Origin of the sequence: Lysinibacillus sphaericus (assembly GCF_015844675.1) — a bacterium.
Classification (GTDB): Bacteria; Bacillota; Bacilli; order Bacillales_A; family Planococcaceae; genus Lysinibacillus; species Lysinibacillus sphaericus_E.
The window spans coordinates 1-15,647 of the sequence record NZ_LDGC01000094.1 but is presented as its reverse complement, the minus strand read 5'-3'; the positions used below and the strand labels follow the sequence as shown (position 1 = coordinate 15,647).

General features: G+C 36.3%; 14 protein-coding genes and 1 other RNA gene. 10 read left to right on the top strand and 5 right to left on the bottom strand.

Annotation, left to right across the window (positions count from 1 at the left end):
- The first annotated feature begins 102 nt into the window (after positions 1-102).
- The 5 genes from ABE34_RS23905 (at position 103) to ABE34_RS23885 (ending at position 7,913) form a co-directional block, all read left to right on the top strand.
- Positions 103-3,147, top strand: coding sequence for a hybrid sensor histidine kinase/response regulator (locus tag ABE34_RS23905; protein ID WP_197144887.1), 3,045 nt, complete (start codon positions 103-105; stop codon positions 3,145-3,147).
- 389 nt (positions 3,148-3,536) lie between these two features.
- Positions 3,537-4,226 (top strand): response regulator transcription factor, encoded by a 690-nt coding sequence (locus ABE34_RS23900; RefSeq protein WP_197144886.1) that lies wholly within the window; start codon positions 3,537-3,539, stop codon positions 4,224-4,226.
- Complete coding sequence (locus ABE34_RS23895) at positions 4,223-5,203, top strand: sensor histidine kinase (protein WP_197144885.1); 981 nt, start codon at positions 4,223-4,225, stop codon at positions 5,201-5,203. The genes ABE34_RS23900 and ABE34_RS23895 overlap by 4 nt, the downstream gene beginning before the upstream one ends.
- A 114-nt stretch (positions 5,204-5,317) precedes the next feature.
- Positions 5,318-6,079: an ABC transporter ATP-binding protein gene (locus ABE34_RS23890; RefSeq protein ID WP_197144884.1), complete on the top strand. Its 762-nt coding sequence runs from the start codon at positions 5,318-5,320 to the stop codon at positions 6,077-6,079.
- Positions 6,069-7,913 carry an FtsX-like permease family protein gene (locus tag ABE34_RS23885; RefSeq protein ID WP_197144883.1) on the top strand — a complete coding sequence of 615 codons (1,845 nt, stop codon included), beginning with the start codon at positions 6,069-6,071 and terminating at the stop codon, positions 7,911-7,913. Before ABE34_RS23890 ends, ABE34_RS23885 begins: the two co-directional genes overlap by 11 nt.
- Before the next feature lie 358 nt (positions 7,914-8,271).
- Here the strand turns inward: ABE34_RS23885 and ABE34_RS23880 are convergent, their stop codons facing one another.
- Positions 8,272-8,712, bottom strand: a complete 441-nt coding sequence (locus tag ABE34_RS23880; protein WP_197144882.1) for a hypothetical protein — start codon at positions 8,710-8,712, stop codon at positions 8,272-8,274.
- A gap of 246 nt (positions 8,713-8,958) precedes the next feature.
- On the opposite strand from ABE34_RS23880, the gene ABE34_RS23875 reads away from it, so the two are divergent.
- Positions 8,959-9,597 carry a YfbR-like 5'-deoxynucleotidase gene (locus tag ABE34_RS23875; RefSeq protein WP_197144881.1) on the top strand — a complete coding sequence of 213 codons (639 nt, stop codon included), beginning with the start codon at positions 8,959-8,961 and terminating at the stop codon, positions 9,595-9,597.
- A 103-nt stretch (positions 9,598-9,700) separates the two neighbouring features.
- The gene (locus ABE34_RS23870; protein WP_197144880.1) at positions 9,701-10,213 is read left to right on the top strand and encodes a zf-HC2 domain-containing protein; all 513 of its coding nucleotides are present in this window, start codon (positions 9,701-9,703) and stop codon (positions 10,211-10,213) included.
- Between the two features lie 53 nt (positions 10,214-10,266).
- On the opposite strand, the gene ABE34_RS23865 is transcribed toward ABE34_RS23870, so the two are convergent.
- The 3 genes from ABE34_RS23865 to ABE34_RS23855 form a co-directional block, all read right to left on the bottom strand.
- Positions 10,267-11,265, bottom strand: coding sequence for an anti-sigma factor (locus ABE34_RS23865; RefSeq protein WP_197144879.1), 999 nt, complete (start codon positions 11,263-11,265; stop codon positions 10,267-10,269).
- Positions 11,258-11,788 carry a sigma-70 family RNA polymerase sigma factor gene (locus tag ABE34_RS23860; protein ID WP_197144918.1) on the bottom strand — a complete coding sequence of 177 codons (531 nt, stop codon included), beginning with the start codon at positions 11,786-11,788 and terminating at the stop codon, positions 11,258-11,260. Before ABE34_RS23860 ends, ABE34_RS23865 begins: the two co-directional genes overlap by 8 nt.
- A 217-nt stretch (positions 11,789-12,005) precedes the next feature.
- Positions 12,006-12,344 (bottom strand): zinc ribbon domain-containing protein YjdM, encoded by a 339-nt coding sequence (locus ABE34_RS23855; RefSeq protein ID WP_079563050.1) that lies wholly within the window; start codon positions 12,342-12,344, stop codon positions 12,006-12,008.
- A 247-nt stretch (positions 12,345-12,591) separates the two neighbouring features.
- On the opposite strand from ABE34_RS23855, the gene ssrS reads away from it, so the two are divergent.
- From ssrS to ABE34_RS23840, 3 genes are all read left to right on the top strand, one after another.
- Positions 12,592-12,784: non-coding RNA, 6S RNA (gene ssrS, locus ABE34_RS23850), on the top strand.
- Between the two features lie 218 nt (positions 12,785-13,002).
- On the top strand, positions 13,003-14,160 hold the full coding sequence (locus ABE34_RS23845) for an S-layer homology domain-containing protein (protein ID WP_197144878.1): 1,158 nt from the start codon (positions 13,003-13,005) through the stop codon (positions 14,158-14,160).
- Between the two features lie 457 nt (positions 14,161-14,617).
- Positions 14,618-14,860: a DUF3923 family protein gene (locus ABE34_RS23840; protein WP_197144917.1), complete on the top strand. Its 243-nt coding sequence runs from the start codon at positions 14,618-14,620 to the stop codon at positions 14,858-14,860.
- A 60-nt stretch (positions 14,861-14,920) separates the two neighbouring features.
- On the opposite strand, the gene ABE34_RS23835 is transcribed toward ABE34_RS23840, so the two are convergent.
- The coding region (locus ABE34_RS23835) for an IS30 family transposase (RefSeq protein ID WP_197144877.1) at positions 14,921-15,647 on the bottom strand (727 nt) is incomplete at its 5' end.

Sequence of the window (15,647 nt, the reverse complement as noted above, 5' to 3'; positions counted from 1 at the left end):
CTGAAAGTATCCTTTTTATAAATTTCTTATTCCCATTTTCTATATTTCATGGCATGGTAAATATAGGCCTTTTAATACATTCAGTAAATTTCGGAGGTTCTTATGTCACTTTTAAAAAAAGCGACAATACGACATTCGCTTTTCATCATTTTAATTTTCATAGTTCTTACTACACTTCGTATACTATGGCTAACCTATTTTCTCCCTTCCAGTGAGCAACCTATTGCCCAGGAAGGTGTATTTGATCTACGGGATCATCAGCTATCCGATAAAGAAGTCCTTTACTTAGATGGGGAATGGCTCTACTATCCCGGATTATTAATAGATCCATTAAATATTGATCATAACAAGTCTCTCCAATTATCTGAACAAGCTACCCGGGTGATTCCTATGCAAGAACCTGAGGCAACCGCAGAACGATACGGTACATATCGTTTAAAAATATTACTCAATGACAATGCTCCCAAAGATAATCGTTATGCCATTCGGATTCCAGCAGTGTCAACTGCCTCAGCATTGTACCTTAACGGGAAGTTAGTTGAACAGTCAGGAAAAGTAGCTACTGATTCACATAGTCATCACGGTCAAGTTGCTACTTATACGCATTACTTTACAAATGAGCAGCCTGAACTTGACATAATTTTACATATTTCTAATTTCGATACAACAATAAGTCCTACTATTAATAAAAAAATCTGGTTTACCTCCGCTTCAGCTATGGCGCACCAACAAATTATTAATAATTTATCTTTTGCTATAATTTCAATAACGCTCTTGTTGTTTGCACTTTTTAGTAGCCTTGTGTTTTTGTTTATTTATCCAAAACCAGTTGTTTTACTGTTCACAATAGGCTTTCTTTTACCTTTAGCAGATGAGTTAATATCACATGATCCATCTATGCTCAACTGGTTACATCTTGATTATGTATGGTCTTTTAAGTTATCTTCAATTATTTTTCTCGGATCTTCTTTTTTCTTTGTTCAATTTATGCGTGTTTTACTAGTCAAATATCGTCATGCTAAAAGCTTTCAGTGGTTCTTTGCTTTCTACGCACTTTCAGCATTTTTCACTATCATCCTACCGATTAATTGGTTATACACAATAAATCCTCTTTACTTTATACTGTATATCATTTCATTTTTAACTGTAGTAGCACTTGCTTTAAGAGAGTATCTTGAAAATCAAACGCAAAGCACTGCTTTTATTGCATTGACGGCCCTTGGTACAATGAATGGCATCATATGGGCTTATATCAAAAACAACTATTCTTTTGATATACCGATGTATCCCTTCGATTATTTGTTTATGATGCTCGGTTTCTCAGGCTATTGGTTTAAACGTTTTTTTGAAAATAAAGAGCAGATTCATCAATTGATTGCTAAATTACAAAAAGATGATGCTTTGAAAGACGAATTTTTATCTAGTAGCTCACAAAAGCTATGGGATCCTATGAATAAAATGATTACGTTAGGGCAATCCATTTACGATAATCCAAACAATAAGCTTATGGCTGATGATAAACAAAACCTAAAACATCTTATTGATATCGGGAGAAGCATGTCATTTTCATTAAATGACATATTAGACTTTACTCGTTTAAAAGAAGGTAATTTGCATCTCCATAAACAGAACGTCAGCATTCAAGGGACAGTTTATGGTGTTTTTGATTTGTTGCGCTTTATAACAATTGGTAAACAGATTCAAATGAGTTCAACAATTCCTAGGTCATTCCCTAATGTGGTGGCCGATGAAAACCGATTGATTCAAATTCTTTTTAATCTCCTACACAATGCCATTAAATATACGAGTGCAGGATCTATAAAAATCAACGCCCAAATTGAAAATAATATGGCTGTCATCCATATTCGTGATACTGGGTTAGGCATGGATGATGATATCCAAAGTCGTCTATTTTCCCCTTACGAACAAGGAAATGATAATAATGATGGAATCGGCCTTGGGTTATTAATTTCAAAGAGGCTGATCGAATTACATGGAGGAACTTTACAAATACACTCTATTCCTAACAAAGGATCGGATGTCTTTTTCACCTTACCATTAGCAGAGGGAGACTTTAATGAAGGGCAAGGTTATATAGAGGAAGAGGACATACAGCTTCCTATTGCAGAAAATAATTCATCCCCGACAATGGAAAAGCAATTCAACATTTTAATGGTCGATGATGATCCTGTGAACTTAACAATTATGCGTAGCTTATTTGCAACTACAGAATATGCTGTTACTACAGTTACTAGCAGTGAGAAGGCCTTAGAGGTACTACAGCGAGAAGAGTGGGATTTAGTCATTATTGATGCGATGTTACCTTATATATCAGGCTATGCATTAACTGAAATTATTCGAGAGCATTACTCATTACTTGAATTACCTGTCTTAATATTAACAGCTCGAAATTATCCCGCGGATATTTATACTGGTTTCGCCCATGGTGCAAATGATTATGTAACGAAGCCAATTAATTCTTTAGAGTTAAAGCTAAGAGGTAGAGCCTTAATCGATTTAAAATACAGTATCAATCAACGACTACATTTGGAGACAGCTTGGCTTCAAGCTCAAATACAGCCTCATTTTTTATTTAATACATTAAACTCAATTGCATCACTTAGTACGATCGATACAGACCGAATGATTGACTTAATGCATCATTTTGGTGAATATCTACATGCCAGCTTTGATGTGCGGAATTTACAGCGAGTAGTGTCACTTAAGGATGAGTTAGAACTAGTACGGTCATATCTCTATATTAGTCAGCAGCGTTTTGGGGACTTACTAAATATCGAATGGGATATTGATGACAATATAAATATTGAAATCCCCCCTATCTCCTTACAAACTTTAGTGGAAAACGCAATTGTTCATGGTGTATTAAAACAGGAAGATGGCGGTACAGTTTGTATTCGTATAAAAGATTGTCCGAATCATGTTGCAGTAAGCGTTATAGATAATGGGGTTGGAATTGATTCAAGTCTATTAGATGAATTACAATCCGGTGACTATTCGCCAAACTCTGGCGTAGGGCTACGTAATACAGATTTACGTCTTAAAAGGATTTACGGACAGAGATTACAAATTACAAGCACGTTAAATGAAGGAACGACTATCACCTTCCACATTCCAAAAAATAAATGAAAGAGGTCATCACATTCCCAATTGGGTTTGTGGTGGCTCTTTTTTATAATTTCAAGTTACAATTACTATATTAATGTAAATATTTTTAGCTCTTCGCCAAAAGCTAGGAATGATGTTTATTAAAGTATATGCTATGAAATAGTTGATCTTCGTTCCGACTGGGCGACTCCTCGGGGATCAACGATATAGAGGAACGAAGGCTAAAATCATCACGTCCTGTGATAACGCCTTCGTGACCAACATCCTATTGGCCCGAGACCTTGGAGCGGCTCATCGGACGCCCCCAGTCGGAACGGAAATCAACCCCACGTTTTGGTTATGAGCCATATTTATGAATTTATAAAAATCAGGGTACATTAATAGTATGTTAATAAAGAGAGGTCGATACTATGTACAAAATTTACATAATAGAGGACGATATCAATATTTCAAAAATCATTGAGGAGCATTTATCTAAATATCAATTTGAATGCTATACCGTCCAACAATTTAATCATATAGTAGAAGAATTTCAAGCTATTCAACCCCATCTAGTGGTTATGGACATTAACTTGCCAACCTATGATGGGTACTTTTGGTCGCGGAAAATCCGTCAGCTGTCCAACTGTCCTATTATCATTGTATCTGCTCGTATTAATGATATCGATCAAGTATATGGTATTGAAAATGGTGCGGATGATTTTATTACGAAGCCCTTCTCGCTAGATGTGCTTATGGCAAAGGTGAACGGTCTTATTCGTCGTACATACGGAGAATATGCTTCCTCCGATTCTAATTCAATCTCTATTGCAAATACAACATTAAATGCTAATACAGTTCGTCTTTACACCGAAAAGCATGAGAGCCTACTAACATTAAAAGAGATGCAGCTTAGCACATTACTATTTGAAGCTTATCCTAACGTTGTTCCTCGTCAAAAATTGTTAAGTGCCATTTGGGATGATGAATCCTTCGTTGAGGAAAACACTTTATCAGTTAATATTGGCCGATTACGCAAAAAATTCGGAGCGATCCAATCTAGACTAGAAATTAAAACAATTCGCGGACTTGGTTATCAATTAGTGGAGGCAGAAGAATGAAGCTCTTCTTTCGAGATCATGTAAGTGTAATCATTCTTTATTGTGTAAGCTTTCTATTATTACCATGGATCATTCATTCATTGGATGATTTGTCTTCACACTATCTTTATTTTATCTTTCTCGTGAGCTTCCTATTTATCATTTGGTTGATTGGACGTTATTTTCGAAGAAGAAAGCTCTATACTCATTTGCAGAAGAGCACATTAACAGGCGATGACCTCTATCTGCATGAACCACAGGCTACGATGGAGCAAGCCTACAGCAAAAAACTACGACAAATGCAATATGTATACTTAACACAGCAGCAATATCTAGAGGAGCAAGGGAAAGAAAAACAGCTTGTACTTTCACATTTTGCCCATCAAATGAAAACGCCATTGTCGGTTATTCAGCTGATGATCCAATCAAATTCAACTAATCAATCCGAGTACTTGCAAACAATTAATCAGGAATGTGATAAGCTGACGTTTACCCTCAATCAGCTACTTACTTATGAACGCACGTCCAATCTAGTGGCTGACTTAAAAATAGAAGCACTTTCATTAAAAATGCTTACGAAGGAAGTCGTTAATGATTTAAAGGATTATTTCATCGCCAAAGAAGTTTTTCCAAAAGTGACGATTGTTGAAAATACGATTATTTATTCCGATCGTAAATGGTTAAAAGTCGTGCTTTATCAAATCATCAATAACGCCATTAAATATAGTGATTCTGAAAGCACTATTCAAATTATTTATGGTGAGGCTACTTTACGCATTATAAACTGTGGAGAAACGATTCCCGAGAGTGAAATTTCACGTGTCTTTGATTTATTTTATACAGGGGTAAAAGGAAGAGCGAGTGGTGAGGCAACAGGTATAGGCTTATATTTAGTGAAAAAGATTTTGACTGTATTAGAGCATCCTTTTACTTTACAATCCTATAAGCGCGTCACTACCTTTTCCATAGACTTTTCAAATAGCGTGAAAAAATCATGAATATAAGCCCAATATGACAACATTGTCATATTGACGTCATTTAGCCAAATAGGTAAAATGCTGCTCCTTCTTTATACTTAAGCTATTCCATCAAAGTAAGGGAGTTGTTCAAAAATGGGAAGCTCAATCCTACAAGTAACCAATCTGCAAAAAGAATATATCGGCGAGATCACATATAAGGCATTGAAAGGTATAGATTTTCAGCTTGGTGAGAACGAATTCGTAGCCGTAATGGGGCCTTCAGGAAGTGGAAAAACTACATTTTTAAATAGCGTGTCAACAATCGATCGCCCTACTGCTGGCGAAATTCTTATAAATAATAGAAATCCTTATTCTTTAGATGATGAAGAACTTGCAAAGTTCCGACGTTCAGAATTAGGCTTTGTCTTTCAAGATTTTAATCTTGTACACACATTGACGGTGAAAGAAAATATTTTATTACCGTTAACTTTAGATAGTTTACCTGCCGATAAAATGCAGCAACGACTTCAACATGTATCTCAATTTCTCGGAATTGAAGAGCTTCTGCCAAAACGGATATATGAAATTTCTGGTGGGCAAAAACAACGTGTAGCTATTGCTCGTGCAGTTATTCATGAGCCAAGTTTATTGTTGGCAGATGAACCTACAGGGAATCTCGATTCAAAAGCAGTAAACGATGTCATGCACTTATTTAGTTCGATTCATACGGAACTGAAAACTTCTATTTTAATGGTGACACATGATCCTTATGTAGCAAGCTTTGCCAATCGAATTATATTTATTAAAGATGGTAAATTATATAACGAAATTCATCGTGGTCATAATCGCAAACAATTTTACCAGGAAATCATGGACACACTTGCTTTTTTAGGTGGTGGACAGCATGAGCTTTAATCATATCGTTGTTCAAAACATTTTACGTGATAAATGGACTTACGTTTCGTATTTCCTTAGCAGTATGTTCTCTATTATTATTTTCTTTCTATTTACAGTCATCGTATTTCATCCGAGTCTTGCAAGTTTAGATCCCGACTCAACTCTTGGCCTTGCATTAATGTTGGCGAGTTTGCTCATTTATTTATTTTCATTTATTTATATCGCCTATTCCATCATGGCCTTTTTAAAGAAAAAAACAAAAACACTTGGTATTTTTATGATTACTGGTGCATCGATGAAACAGATTCGTACGTTAGTCTTTCGTGAAAATATTTTAATCGGTGTCATGGCGATTATTACAGCCATTATTCTTGGGCTTGTCATTGCACCTCTCTTCTTAATGGGTGCCAAGGTTGTTTTAAAAGCAGAAACTTTCGGTATGTATATGCCTATTAAAGCAATTGGTTTAACGATTGGTTTATTCCTTGTATTATTCGTTGTGATTTCAAAAATAATGACAAGATTTATTAATAAAGAAGCGTCCATTCAGCTTTTAAAAAGTGACGCCGTTATTGAAAAATCGTTAAAACCACATTATCTTTTATTATTCATTAGTATTATTATTTCTGCTGCTCTAGCTTATTTATTAAAAATCAATCCTGACCTCGTAGAGAGTCTTGGAGTTCTTTACTATATAGTGTTTTTCGTTAGTGGTCTTTCTACAATTTATTTAGTCATCTCACAAGGAATGCGCTTCCTGCTAAAAACTTTTGAAAGATCGTCAGCCTATATGAAAAAAACAAATATGCTACTGGCCTCCAATCTCAATGCGAAAATGAAATCGCACGCAAATATACTATTTTTAATCACACTCTTATTAAGCGGTGTCTTTTTAAGTACAAGCGTTTTATTTAGCTCTTACTATAATGTTAAAAAGGATAGTGAAGAGAACTATCCTTACAGTTTTCAATACATTGCAGATTCTAAAGCTAACGCAGGCAAGGTAGCAGCTGATATTGCATATCTTGAAAACCAATTATCCGCAGTGGATTCAGAAAAATATTTCATTGAATTTAAATCAAATATAGATAAACGACTCGGTTATATGTCAGTTTCTAATTATAATCTGTTAAAAAATCAAAAGGTTAGCTTAAATAACGATGAATTTATAGCTGTTGCTGGCGATCGTAAACTGTTGCCAATAACAAATACAGTTGCAGATCCTTATCTCAAAAACCTTAAACTTGCTTCTGTTGATGAGCGAAACTTATTATCTACTGGCTTCCAGCAAACATATTTTATTGTGCCTGATCACCTTTATAACAATATCGATTCCCCTGTTTATAAAACTTATTTATTTGAACTAGGCAATTGGACAGCACATACAGAACTTGCGCAAGAAATTATTAGGAATATGCCGTCTATATCAGGGGAGCGTTATGTAGCTTCAAAAATTGAATTATATGACGTAGAAATGTTTACAAAAAGTGTTATGTTTTTTATCGGCTCTATGTTGAGCTTGATTTTCTTAAGTGCGGCTATGAGTATACTCTACTTTTATTTACAAACGACACTTCTTCAGGAAAAAGAAAAGTACGAAGGCATACGGAAACTTGGGCTATCTAAAAAAGAGTTATTCACAGTTGTTTCTAAGGAGCTGGCTATCCTTATATTTGTACCATTCGCGATAGCCATTACGATGTTATTCGCTACTTTATTTGCCATGCGAGCAATGGTTTCAACAGCATTTTTGCAAGTTTCTATGGTGAGCTCTTTATGCTTCTTTGCCCTGTTTTTCGGTAGTTATATATTTATTCGCAAAAGCTATTTCAAACGCTTGCTTAACGATTGAAGAAAAAAATTCGCACTCCTCTCAGGGTGCGAATTTTTCATATTGTTGAAAAACTATTGTGTATTGTGTCAATGAAATACAGTATGGCTCTTTGGCAAAACGAGGGGTTAATTTCCGTTCCGACTGAGCGCTTTCCTGGGGGCGTCCGATGAGCCGCTTCACTCTCGTTGCTCGCTCCAGGGTCTCATTTGCGACGCTAATCCCCAAGGAGTCGCTCAGTCTCCACTCCAATCAACCACTTCACATAGCATGTATCTTCTAGTAAAACGAAACTTCAGCCAATAGATCTTTTTTGTGCGAAAGCGCAATGAAACGTAGCGGCAGCAACATAAAAAACTCAGGGTGCGATTTTTATTCTTTACCAAAGCACAGGTTTTGCTACCATTAGCCATAACATGATTAGCAATAACAAAATATACATCCATGCTTTGCGATGTAGCAGTGCGGCAAATTTTTGCTGGTCATAGGCAGGTGTATTGAATGTTTGCAAAGTTGGCTTGAACGCTCTTGCTAAAAAAACAATGGAGGCAAACATCACGAGAAATGTAAGAACAATCCACGAGGTACTCCAATGATAGCCTGCATGCCACATTAATAAAATACCGGATGCAACAAGAACATGCCCCGAATGCTTGACGATCGTAATCGCTCCTTTAAATGCCTCAATGTAAGGTGACATTTCAACATGAGACGCTATACGCATTTTCTTAACAATTGTTAGAACAACGAACAAAGGCCCAATCGAAAGAACAGCACTTAAAATATGTATGTAAAGAAGAATTGTATAAATTGAAATCATGTTGCGTTACTCCCCTTTTCACGGAATCGAAAAGGATTTCCTTGTGCTAGCACAAAGCCGATTCCGGACGCAATTATGCGGACACATAATTGATTCATTCCCCATCATTATAGCATTCAACACAAGCACGCTTTATCGCCAATTGTGAATCCTTTGTAAACGCAAATTGAATCATTGTAAAATTGTTTGAAATTTGCACAAAGAGGGTATGTATTATAGTAACATGCACATATAGAACAAAAAGGAGTGATTTTTATAGGTATTCATCAATTTTTTACAAGCCTTAATGACCTAGAGCGTATTATTCGATGCCCTGGACGCTTCAAGTTTGAAGAGCACAATGTGGCTGCTCACTCTTGGAAGGTATCACAGTATGCGATGTTTTTTGCCACACTTGAGGAGATGAATGGAGCTACGATCAATTGGAAATCATTATATGAAAAAACCATCAATCACGACTTTGCTGAAGTATTTATCGGCGATATTAAAACTCCGGTAAAGCATGCAAGCCCAGAGCTAAAAAAAATGCTTGCACATGTGGAAGAAAAAATGATGGAGAAATTCATTATTGATGAGATTCCGCAAGAGTTTCAAGCGGTCTTCATTGAGCGCATGAAAGAAGGTAAGGACAGCACTATAGAAGGTCGCCTACTCGAGTTTGCTGATAAGCTTGACCAATTTTATGAAGCCTTTGCGGAGCTAAAACGCGGAAACACAGATAAAGAATTTGTGTATATGTATCAATCCGCTCTTTCCAAGCTTTTAGCTATTCCACTTGAAGCTACGGTTCATTATTTCCGTACTGAGATCCTAAAGGATGCTGTGAAAGAAAAAACACATATTGATATTCAAGCTTTGACAAATGAAGTGTTAACATCAAATTAAATAAGTGCATGTACAAGTTTTCCGAACGAATGAACTCGCGGAAGGCTTTTTTTATTTCCTCCAAAAAGTCGTATAATGGAAAGGAGCGATTGGAGGGAAGCTTTTGTCACAGGAATGTTCAATTGTAGAGGATTTATTACCTTTGTATAAGAAACAAGCGCTCCAAACAACTACTATACAATTTGTCGAACACCATTTAGCTAATTGTGAGCATTGTCGGCAGCTCGCTACTTCAAAGCAAGCACTAGGCTATCCTTTACTAATGAAAAGAACGGTAACATTTTTCCATCTTGTTTTTATCGTACTATCCTTTATGTTTGCCATTAACTCTTCCTTACTTGGCAATCAAACAAGCTTTGTTGTATCGTACGCGATTTTTGGATGTCTTACTTATTTCTTTTACAAAAATATTTGGATTGTTTTTGCCATCAGCTCTGTACCTGTTTTTGTATGGGCCATTATTGACAATATCAATAACCCACTCTATGTCACCTACTACTCATTCGCAGAAATCGGCACACTGTTGATTGGAGCTAGCTACATAGCACTTTTACATACTATTTTCGCCCTAATCGGTGCTGCTTTTGCTATTTTATTTCGTAAGTTTAAAAGATAATGTTCTACCTTGCAGAAAGAAGTTGTCTCAAGTATTTGAGACAACTTCTTTCATCACCAATTATACCCGTTCATAAGTTCAACATCCCCTAGCATTTCATTAGAAATACCTTCTAGATCTTTAAGCATCAATAACTTCTTTGTCGGTCCTGTTACAACAGCACCATAAGCTTGAAATCCATTCTTTTTAATATAATCATAGCGTTCTTGCAAATGGTGTAAACCTAGAAATCCTTCGTAATAGCTTTCCTTTTCAGATAAAAGCTTTTCCATATTTTTTAACATCCAATGCTGGCTATCTCTCAAACTTGTAAAGTCCTGTGCTTCAGATATATGTGAATAATCATCACTAGCTGTTAAACCACCTGATAGCCCGATTCTATCATAAATGGTAATTGTGCCACTAATGCGGTCAGAAGAAGTTGGTTCAAAGGATTTAAACTCACCTGTATATAATGGCATCCAAACGATTCGGACATCGTACGGAGCAAGCATTTTTACCAATTCTTTAGGCTCTTTAAATGTTGAAGTCGAAAATGCCATTTCCGCTACAGCTCCCTCAGGTAACTTTTCCAATGCCTTCCATACATTGTTGTTAAGTTGAGATGAGGTTGCTTTTCCCGTCACAGGATCTTCTGGTAAATTAAAATTAAATTGTTGTGAAGTATTTGTCGACGTTAAGTTCATACTCATAGATGAATTAGAATTTAACATTGATTTTTCCACACGCATTTCACCAACTACTACTTTTTCCTTTCCTACCTGTTTCTCAAGTGGATAACTCATTTTTTGCGTTAGAAATGGTGTTATTTCTGCAGGCAAGCCCATAGAATATCGACCTTTAATATTTGGATGTTGCCATTCAAGTACTATTAAAGAGTTATAGGCATGCTTAAGATCAGGACGCGTTTTTTCAAAGACAATGGACACCCCTGCTATATAGAGAGCATAAATAACGAAGCATATTAGCAATATACGTAGCACTCGAAATGTTAACGTAAAACGGTATTTTCTTAAAATCCTTTTTTCATTCTTTTGCGACCATTCAGTCATGTTGAAAACCTCCATTCTTTTTTACTATTTCTTCTAACCTTTTGCGAGCACGATGCAAAAGTATTTTCACCTGCCCCTCAGAAAGCTCTAGTGCCTCCTGCAATTCTAAGTAGGTGAATTGTTCATATTCACGTAAATATAAAATCATTCTGTAATTTTCTGGCAAAAATTTCAGCAACGCCTGTACATCTTTTGCCACTTCTTGCGTTAAAAAATCCTCTTCCGGTAACCCATATGGACTTAGCATTTCATCTTTCCAAAATAAGTGTGCGAACGGAATTGTTCTTCGTCTCTTTTGCTTGCGCCATTCATCTAGGTATGTGTTCCGTGCTACTTTGAATAACCATGCTCTCACATCCTCTTCTTTATAAAACGACAACGATACCGTGGCTCGCACAAATGTTTCTTGAACTAAATCTTCCGCTATATGTACCGATCCAGACATCTTCAGCAGAAAATAATATAACGATTTCGCGTATTTTTCATAAAGTTGCTCTAGCTCGTTTTTCCGCTGTCTGTCCATGCCATCTCCCTCATTTCGTTTTTTCACAAGTAAAACGTATATCTTTCCTAAATGTTACAGTAGTTACTAATTTTTATTAAAATCAATTTTACCTTGTTGTAATTGCGCCCGGATTTTGAAGTGTGTCCACAATTCGTAAAATAAAAAAAGAGTCGATTTAGAATGGCCTTCCAACATTAAGTTGGAGCGATTCATTTCACGACTCTTTTTTCAGTAATTATGCTTTTTTAACGAACTCTGACTTTAATTTCATTGCACCAAAGCCATCGATTTTACAATCAATATTGTGATCACCTTCAACGAGACGAATGCTTTTCACCTTTGTCCCAATTTTTAATGTTGAAGAACTACCCTTAACTTTTAAATCCTTAATAACTGTAACAGAATCGCCGTCCGCAAGTAGATTGCCATTAGCATCCTTTACGATTAGCGTATCTGCTTCCTGCTCTGTTCCATCAGTGCTCCACTCATGTGCACATTCTGGACATACAAAGTTCGTTCCATCCTCATATGTGTATTCAGAATTACATTTCGGACAATTTGGATAAGCTGCCATTTCTGCTTCCTCCTTTTAATTATTTTCTAGGTAAACCCTATATATGCCCCTTTATCTTACATACTCCGCCCTACTAAGTAAAGGTTGTTCGTATTTTTCGTTCGCATTTGTGAATAAAGTATGAATCGGTTTCTTGTTTTTGGAGATATTTCATTTTGAAAACGTTTGAATTGGGACACTCGCCCATTGACTTTTTTGTACAAACCATCTTACTTGCAAGATCGTTTAACATGCCTTATTATATCCTTAAAGGCTGCATTGTTCGTATAATATTAAGTTTTAACCTTTAAGCTGTAAAAGGGAGTTTTATTATTGGAGTTGGAATGACGGGCCTCACACCATGGTGCATGAGGATAAGCAGGAAAGCTTCTGCGAACACCCACTTTGAGGAGTGGTGGTTTAAAACTTTCTATAATAACTACGGCATACGCGGCTTTTTAATTTAATCATACAGCCACAAGGCTTTTGAACGAATCACCCTTCATTATTGGAGGGTGATTTTTTTATGCGATTTTCTATCGTGTGCAAAATTTTAAAACCAACCCTGAAAAAGCAAAAAAGCCCTCAAATTGAGTAGCCCTTGTAATTGGAATCTTAAGAATGAAATGTAAAATTAAATAACCGTCTGTTAGTATTAAATGATAGGAGGAGGAATTATATGAGATTAATTACTTTTATTACTACGTTATTGTTGGCATTTGTAATAATGCCTATAGGAAACGTTCATGCGGCTTTGACTCAATTTAGTGATGTTTCTGAGAAGCATAGTAACTATGAGGAGATAATGTATTTGTTAGAGAAGGGAATCGTAGCGCCTACGAAAACATATGGCGTGAATGATATTCTAACGCGAGAGGAAGTTGCGGTTATGATAGCAAAAGCAGTCGGACTTAGCGGTACTCAAAGACCTACAAATTTCAGCGATGTCCCTGAACATAGTCCAAATAGTGGTTATATCCAGTCTGCATTTGAACAAGGAATTATTAAGGGCTATGATGATGGCACATTTAAGCCAAACGTAAAAGTTACACGTGGTCATATGGCTATTTTCATCGCACGTGCCTTTAATTTACCAAGTGGCAAACAAACTTTTAAAGATGTTCCTAAAAATAGCACAGCATATGAAGCGGTCCAACAACTAGTTGCAGCGGGAATTACGAATGGCTATGAGGACGGGACATTTAGACCTTCGAACAATTTAACTAGAGGTCATTTTTCAGCATTTTTAGCACGCGCGCATAAATATGAAAATGCTACTGAAGAGAAGGAATCTGTTGAAGAGCTAATAATCACCGAAAAGCCATACATAATAGATTTAGATTATTTAACAGATGAAGAAAAAGAATTGGCAACATTAATCAATGAATACCGAGAATCATTAGGGCTGAATCCATTCACAATTTCAAGATCACTAACTACAGTAGCGAGGGCGCATGTAATCGATTCTAATAATTATTCCCCATCACAAGGGGTGGATCAGAGGGGAATTGATTGTAACTTACATAGTTGGTCTGCCAATGGTTCTTGGTCACCAGTTTGTTATACAGGCGACCACCAATATGCCAAACAAATGTGGGATAAACCGCGCGAATTAACGTCTTACAATGGAAATGGCTACGAAATTTCAGCTAGAGGTGGCATGGGTATAAGTCCTTCACGTGCGCTTGACTTGTGGAAAAATTCTATGGGACATAACAATGTCATTATCGGTGCTGGAAGTTGGTCCACGTTAACAGTAATGGGTGTAGGGATTAATGGAGACTATGCACATGTGTGGTTTGGAAAAGAGCCTGATTATGCTTTACCTATAGAGTAATTAAGCTTAAATACAAAACGCTGAAAACATACGCTAAGGACTCGTTCAACAACCTATCCAATAATCCATGTCCAGTATAGATTAAAATATTAGGTTTTTGAACACTCTCGAATGGCTTTAAATCAAACGAATCACCTTCCATTATTGGAGGGTGATGTTTTTTTATTAACATGAGCTGATATTGGTTATCTTTTTTGTTCAATTAATTAGTCATTTCTTTTTTGAATTGTAAGGGAACCAGTCTTAGGCTGAGAGAAAGCACTGCCTAAAGTTTGTTTCTAACTAAAAAGGAAAAGTGTTACAATTAAAAAATAAAGGCAAAATATCAATCGGAGCATTAAGGTTTATCAACAAAAATCTGGGATAACTTTTATTAAACAGCGTCTTGATTTTAGAATCCTCATTGATTTTCGTTCGTGCGCGTCTCTAGAATAGAAAGGGGATATTTATTTTGAGTATGAAAATATGGTGGGCCCTAAATATTGTATGGCTATTCATTTTTGCAGCGGGAGCGATATTTATCGGGGTAAGAACAGTTGATTATGCAGGGGTAGCCCAAACTCCTGAACTTAAAATGATAGCATTCATCATTTTGGGTATTGTATTTTTATTTGTTGTTCTATTCCAACTAATACTACTCATTTTTATTCATTTTGTTAGAAAAGGTTCACCTCATAATTCAACAAAAAGACTATCTTAACAACGGTGGTCTTTATAGTTTTCCAAGTCACTTAAAGCGGCTTTTTTATATGATAGTTTGTCAAATTAAGTGCAACAGTTGATCATTAAATGCCTCGTTTGCAGTTTTCCAACCAAGACATTTTCTTGGTCGATTGTTGATATAGTTTAATGCTTCTGTTAGTTCTTCTGGTGATACTTCATCGAAATTTGTTTGCTTAGGGAAGAATTCGCGAAGTAATCCATTTCCATTTTCGTTACTTCCACGCTGCCAAGAAGAATAGGCATCCGCAAAATAAACATCAATTTTCAAGTCTTTTTCTAACACTTTATAGCAGCTAAATTCTTTACCTCGGTCTGTTGTGGCTGTTTTTATAGTGTCTTTTGGTAATTTAGTATGAAGTAGGCGTACTGCTCTTTCCATTGATTGAGCTGAGCGATCTGGTATCAAAAAGCCAACATACCATCGTGTCATTCGCTCAATAAATGTTGCTACACAACCTTTTGCTTTCCCACGTCCAGATACAACTGTATCTAATTCCCAATGTCCAAAGGTTTCACGTTTACGTACTTCTTTTGGGCGTTTAGAAATTGGTGTACCAATGTTAAATCTTCCCCTTGTTTCACGGGGTTTTTGGCGCTTTCCTTTTTGACGGAGAACGGTGGCAGGCACTTCTAAAAGTCCATCGTAAATCCAGCGATAGATAGTTTTAAAACTTAGCTGTCCTTGATACATGCGACCGACAATTTGTTCAGGCGACCAAGTATCCCACAACTTTTCTTGAACAGCTTCTTTTACTTCAGGCGTA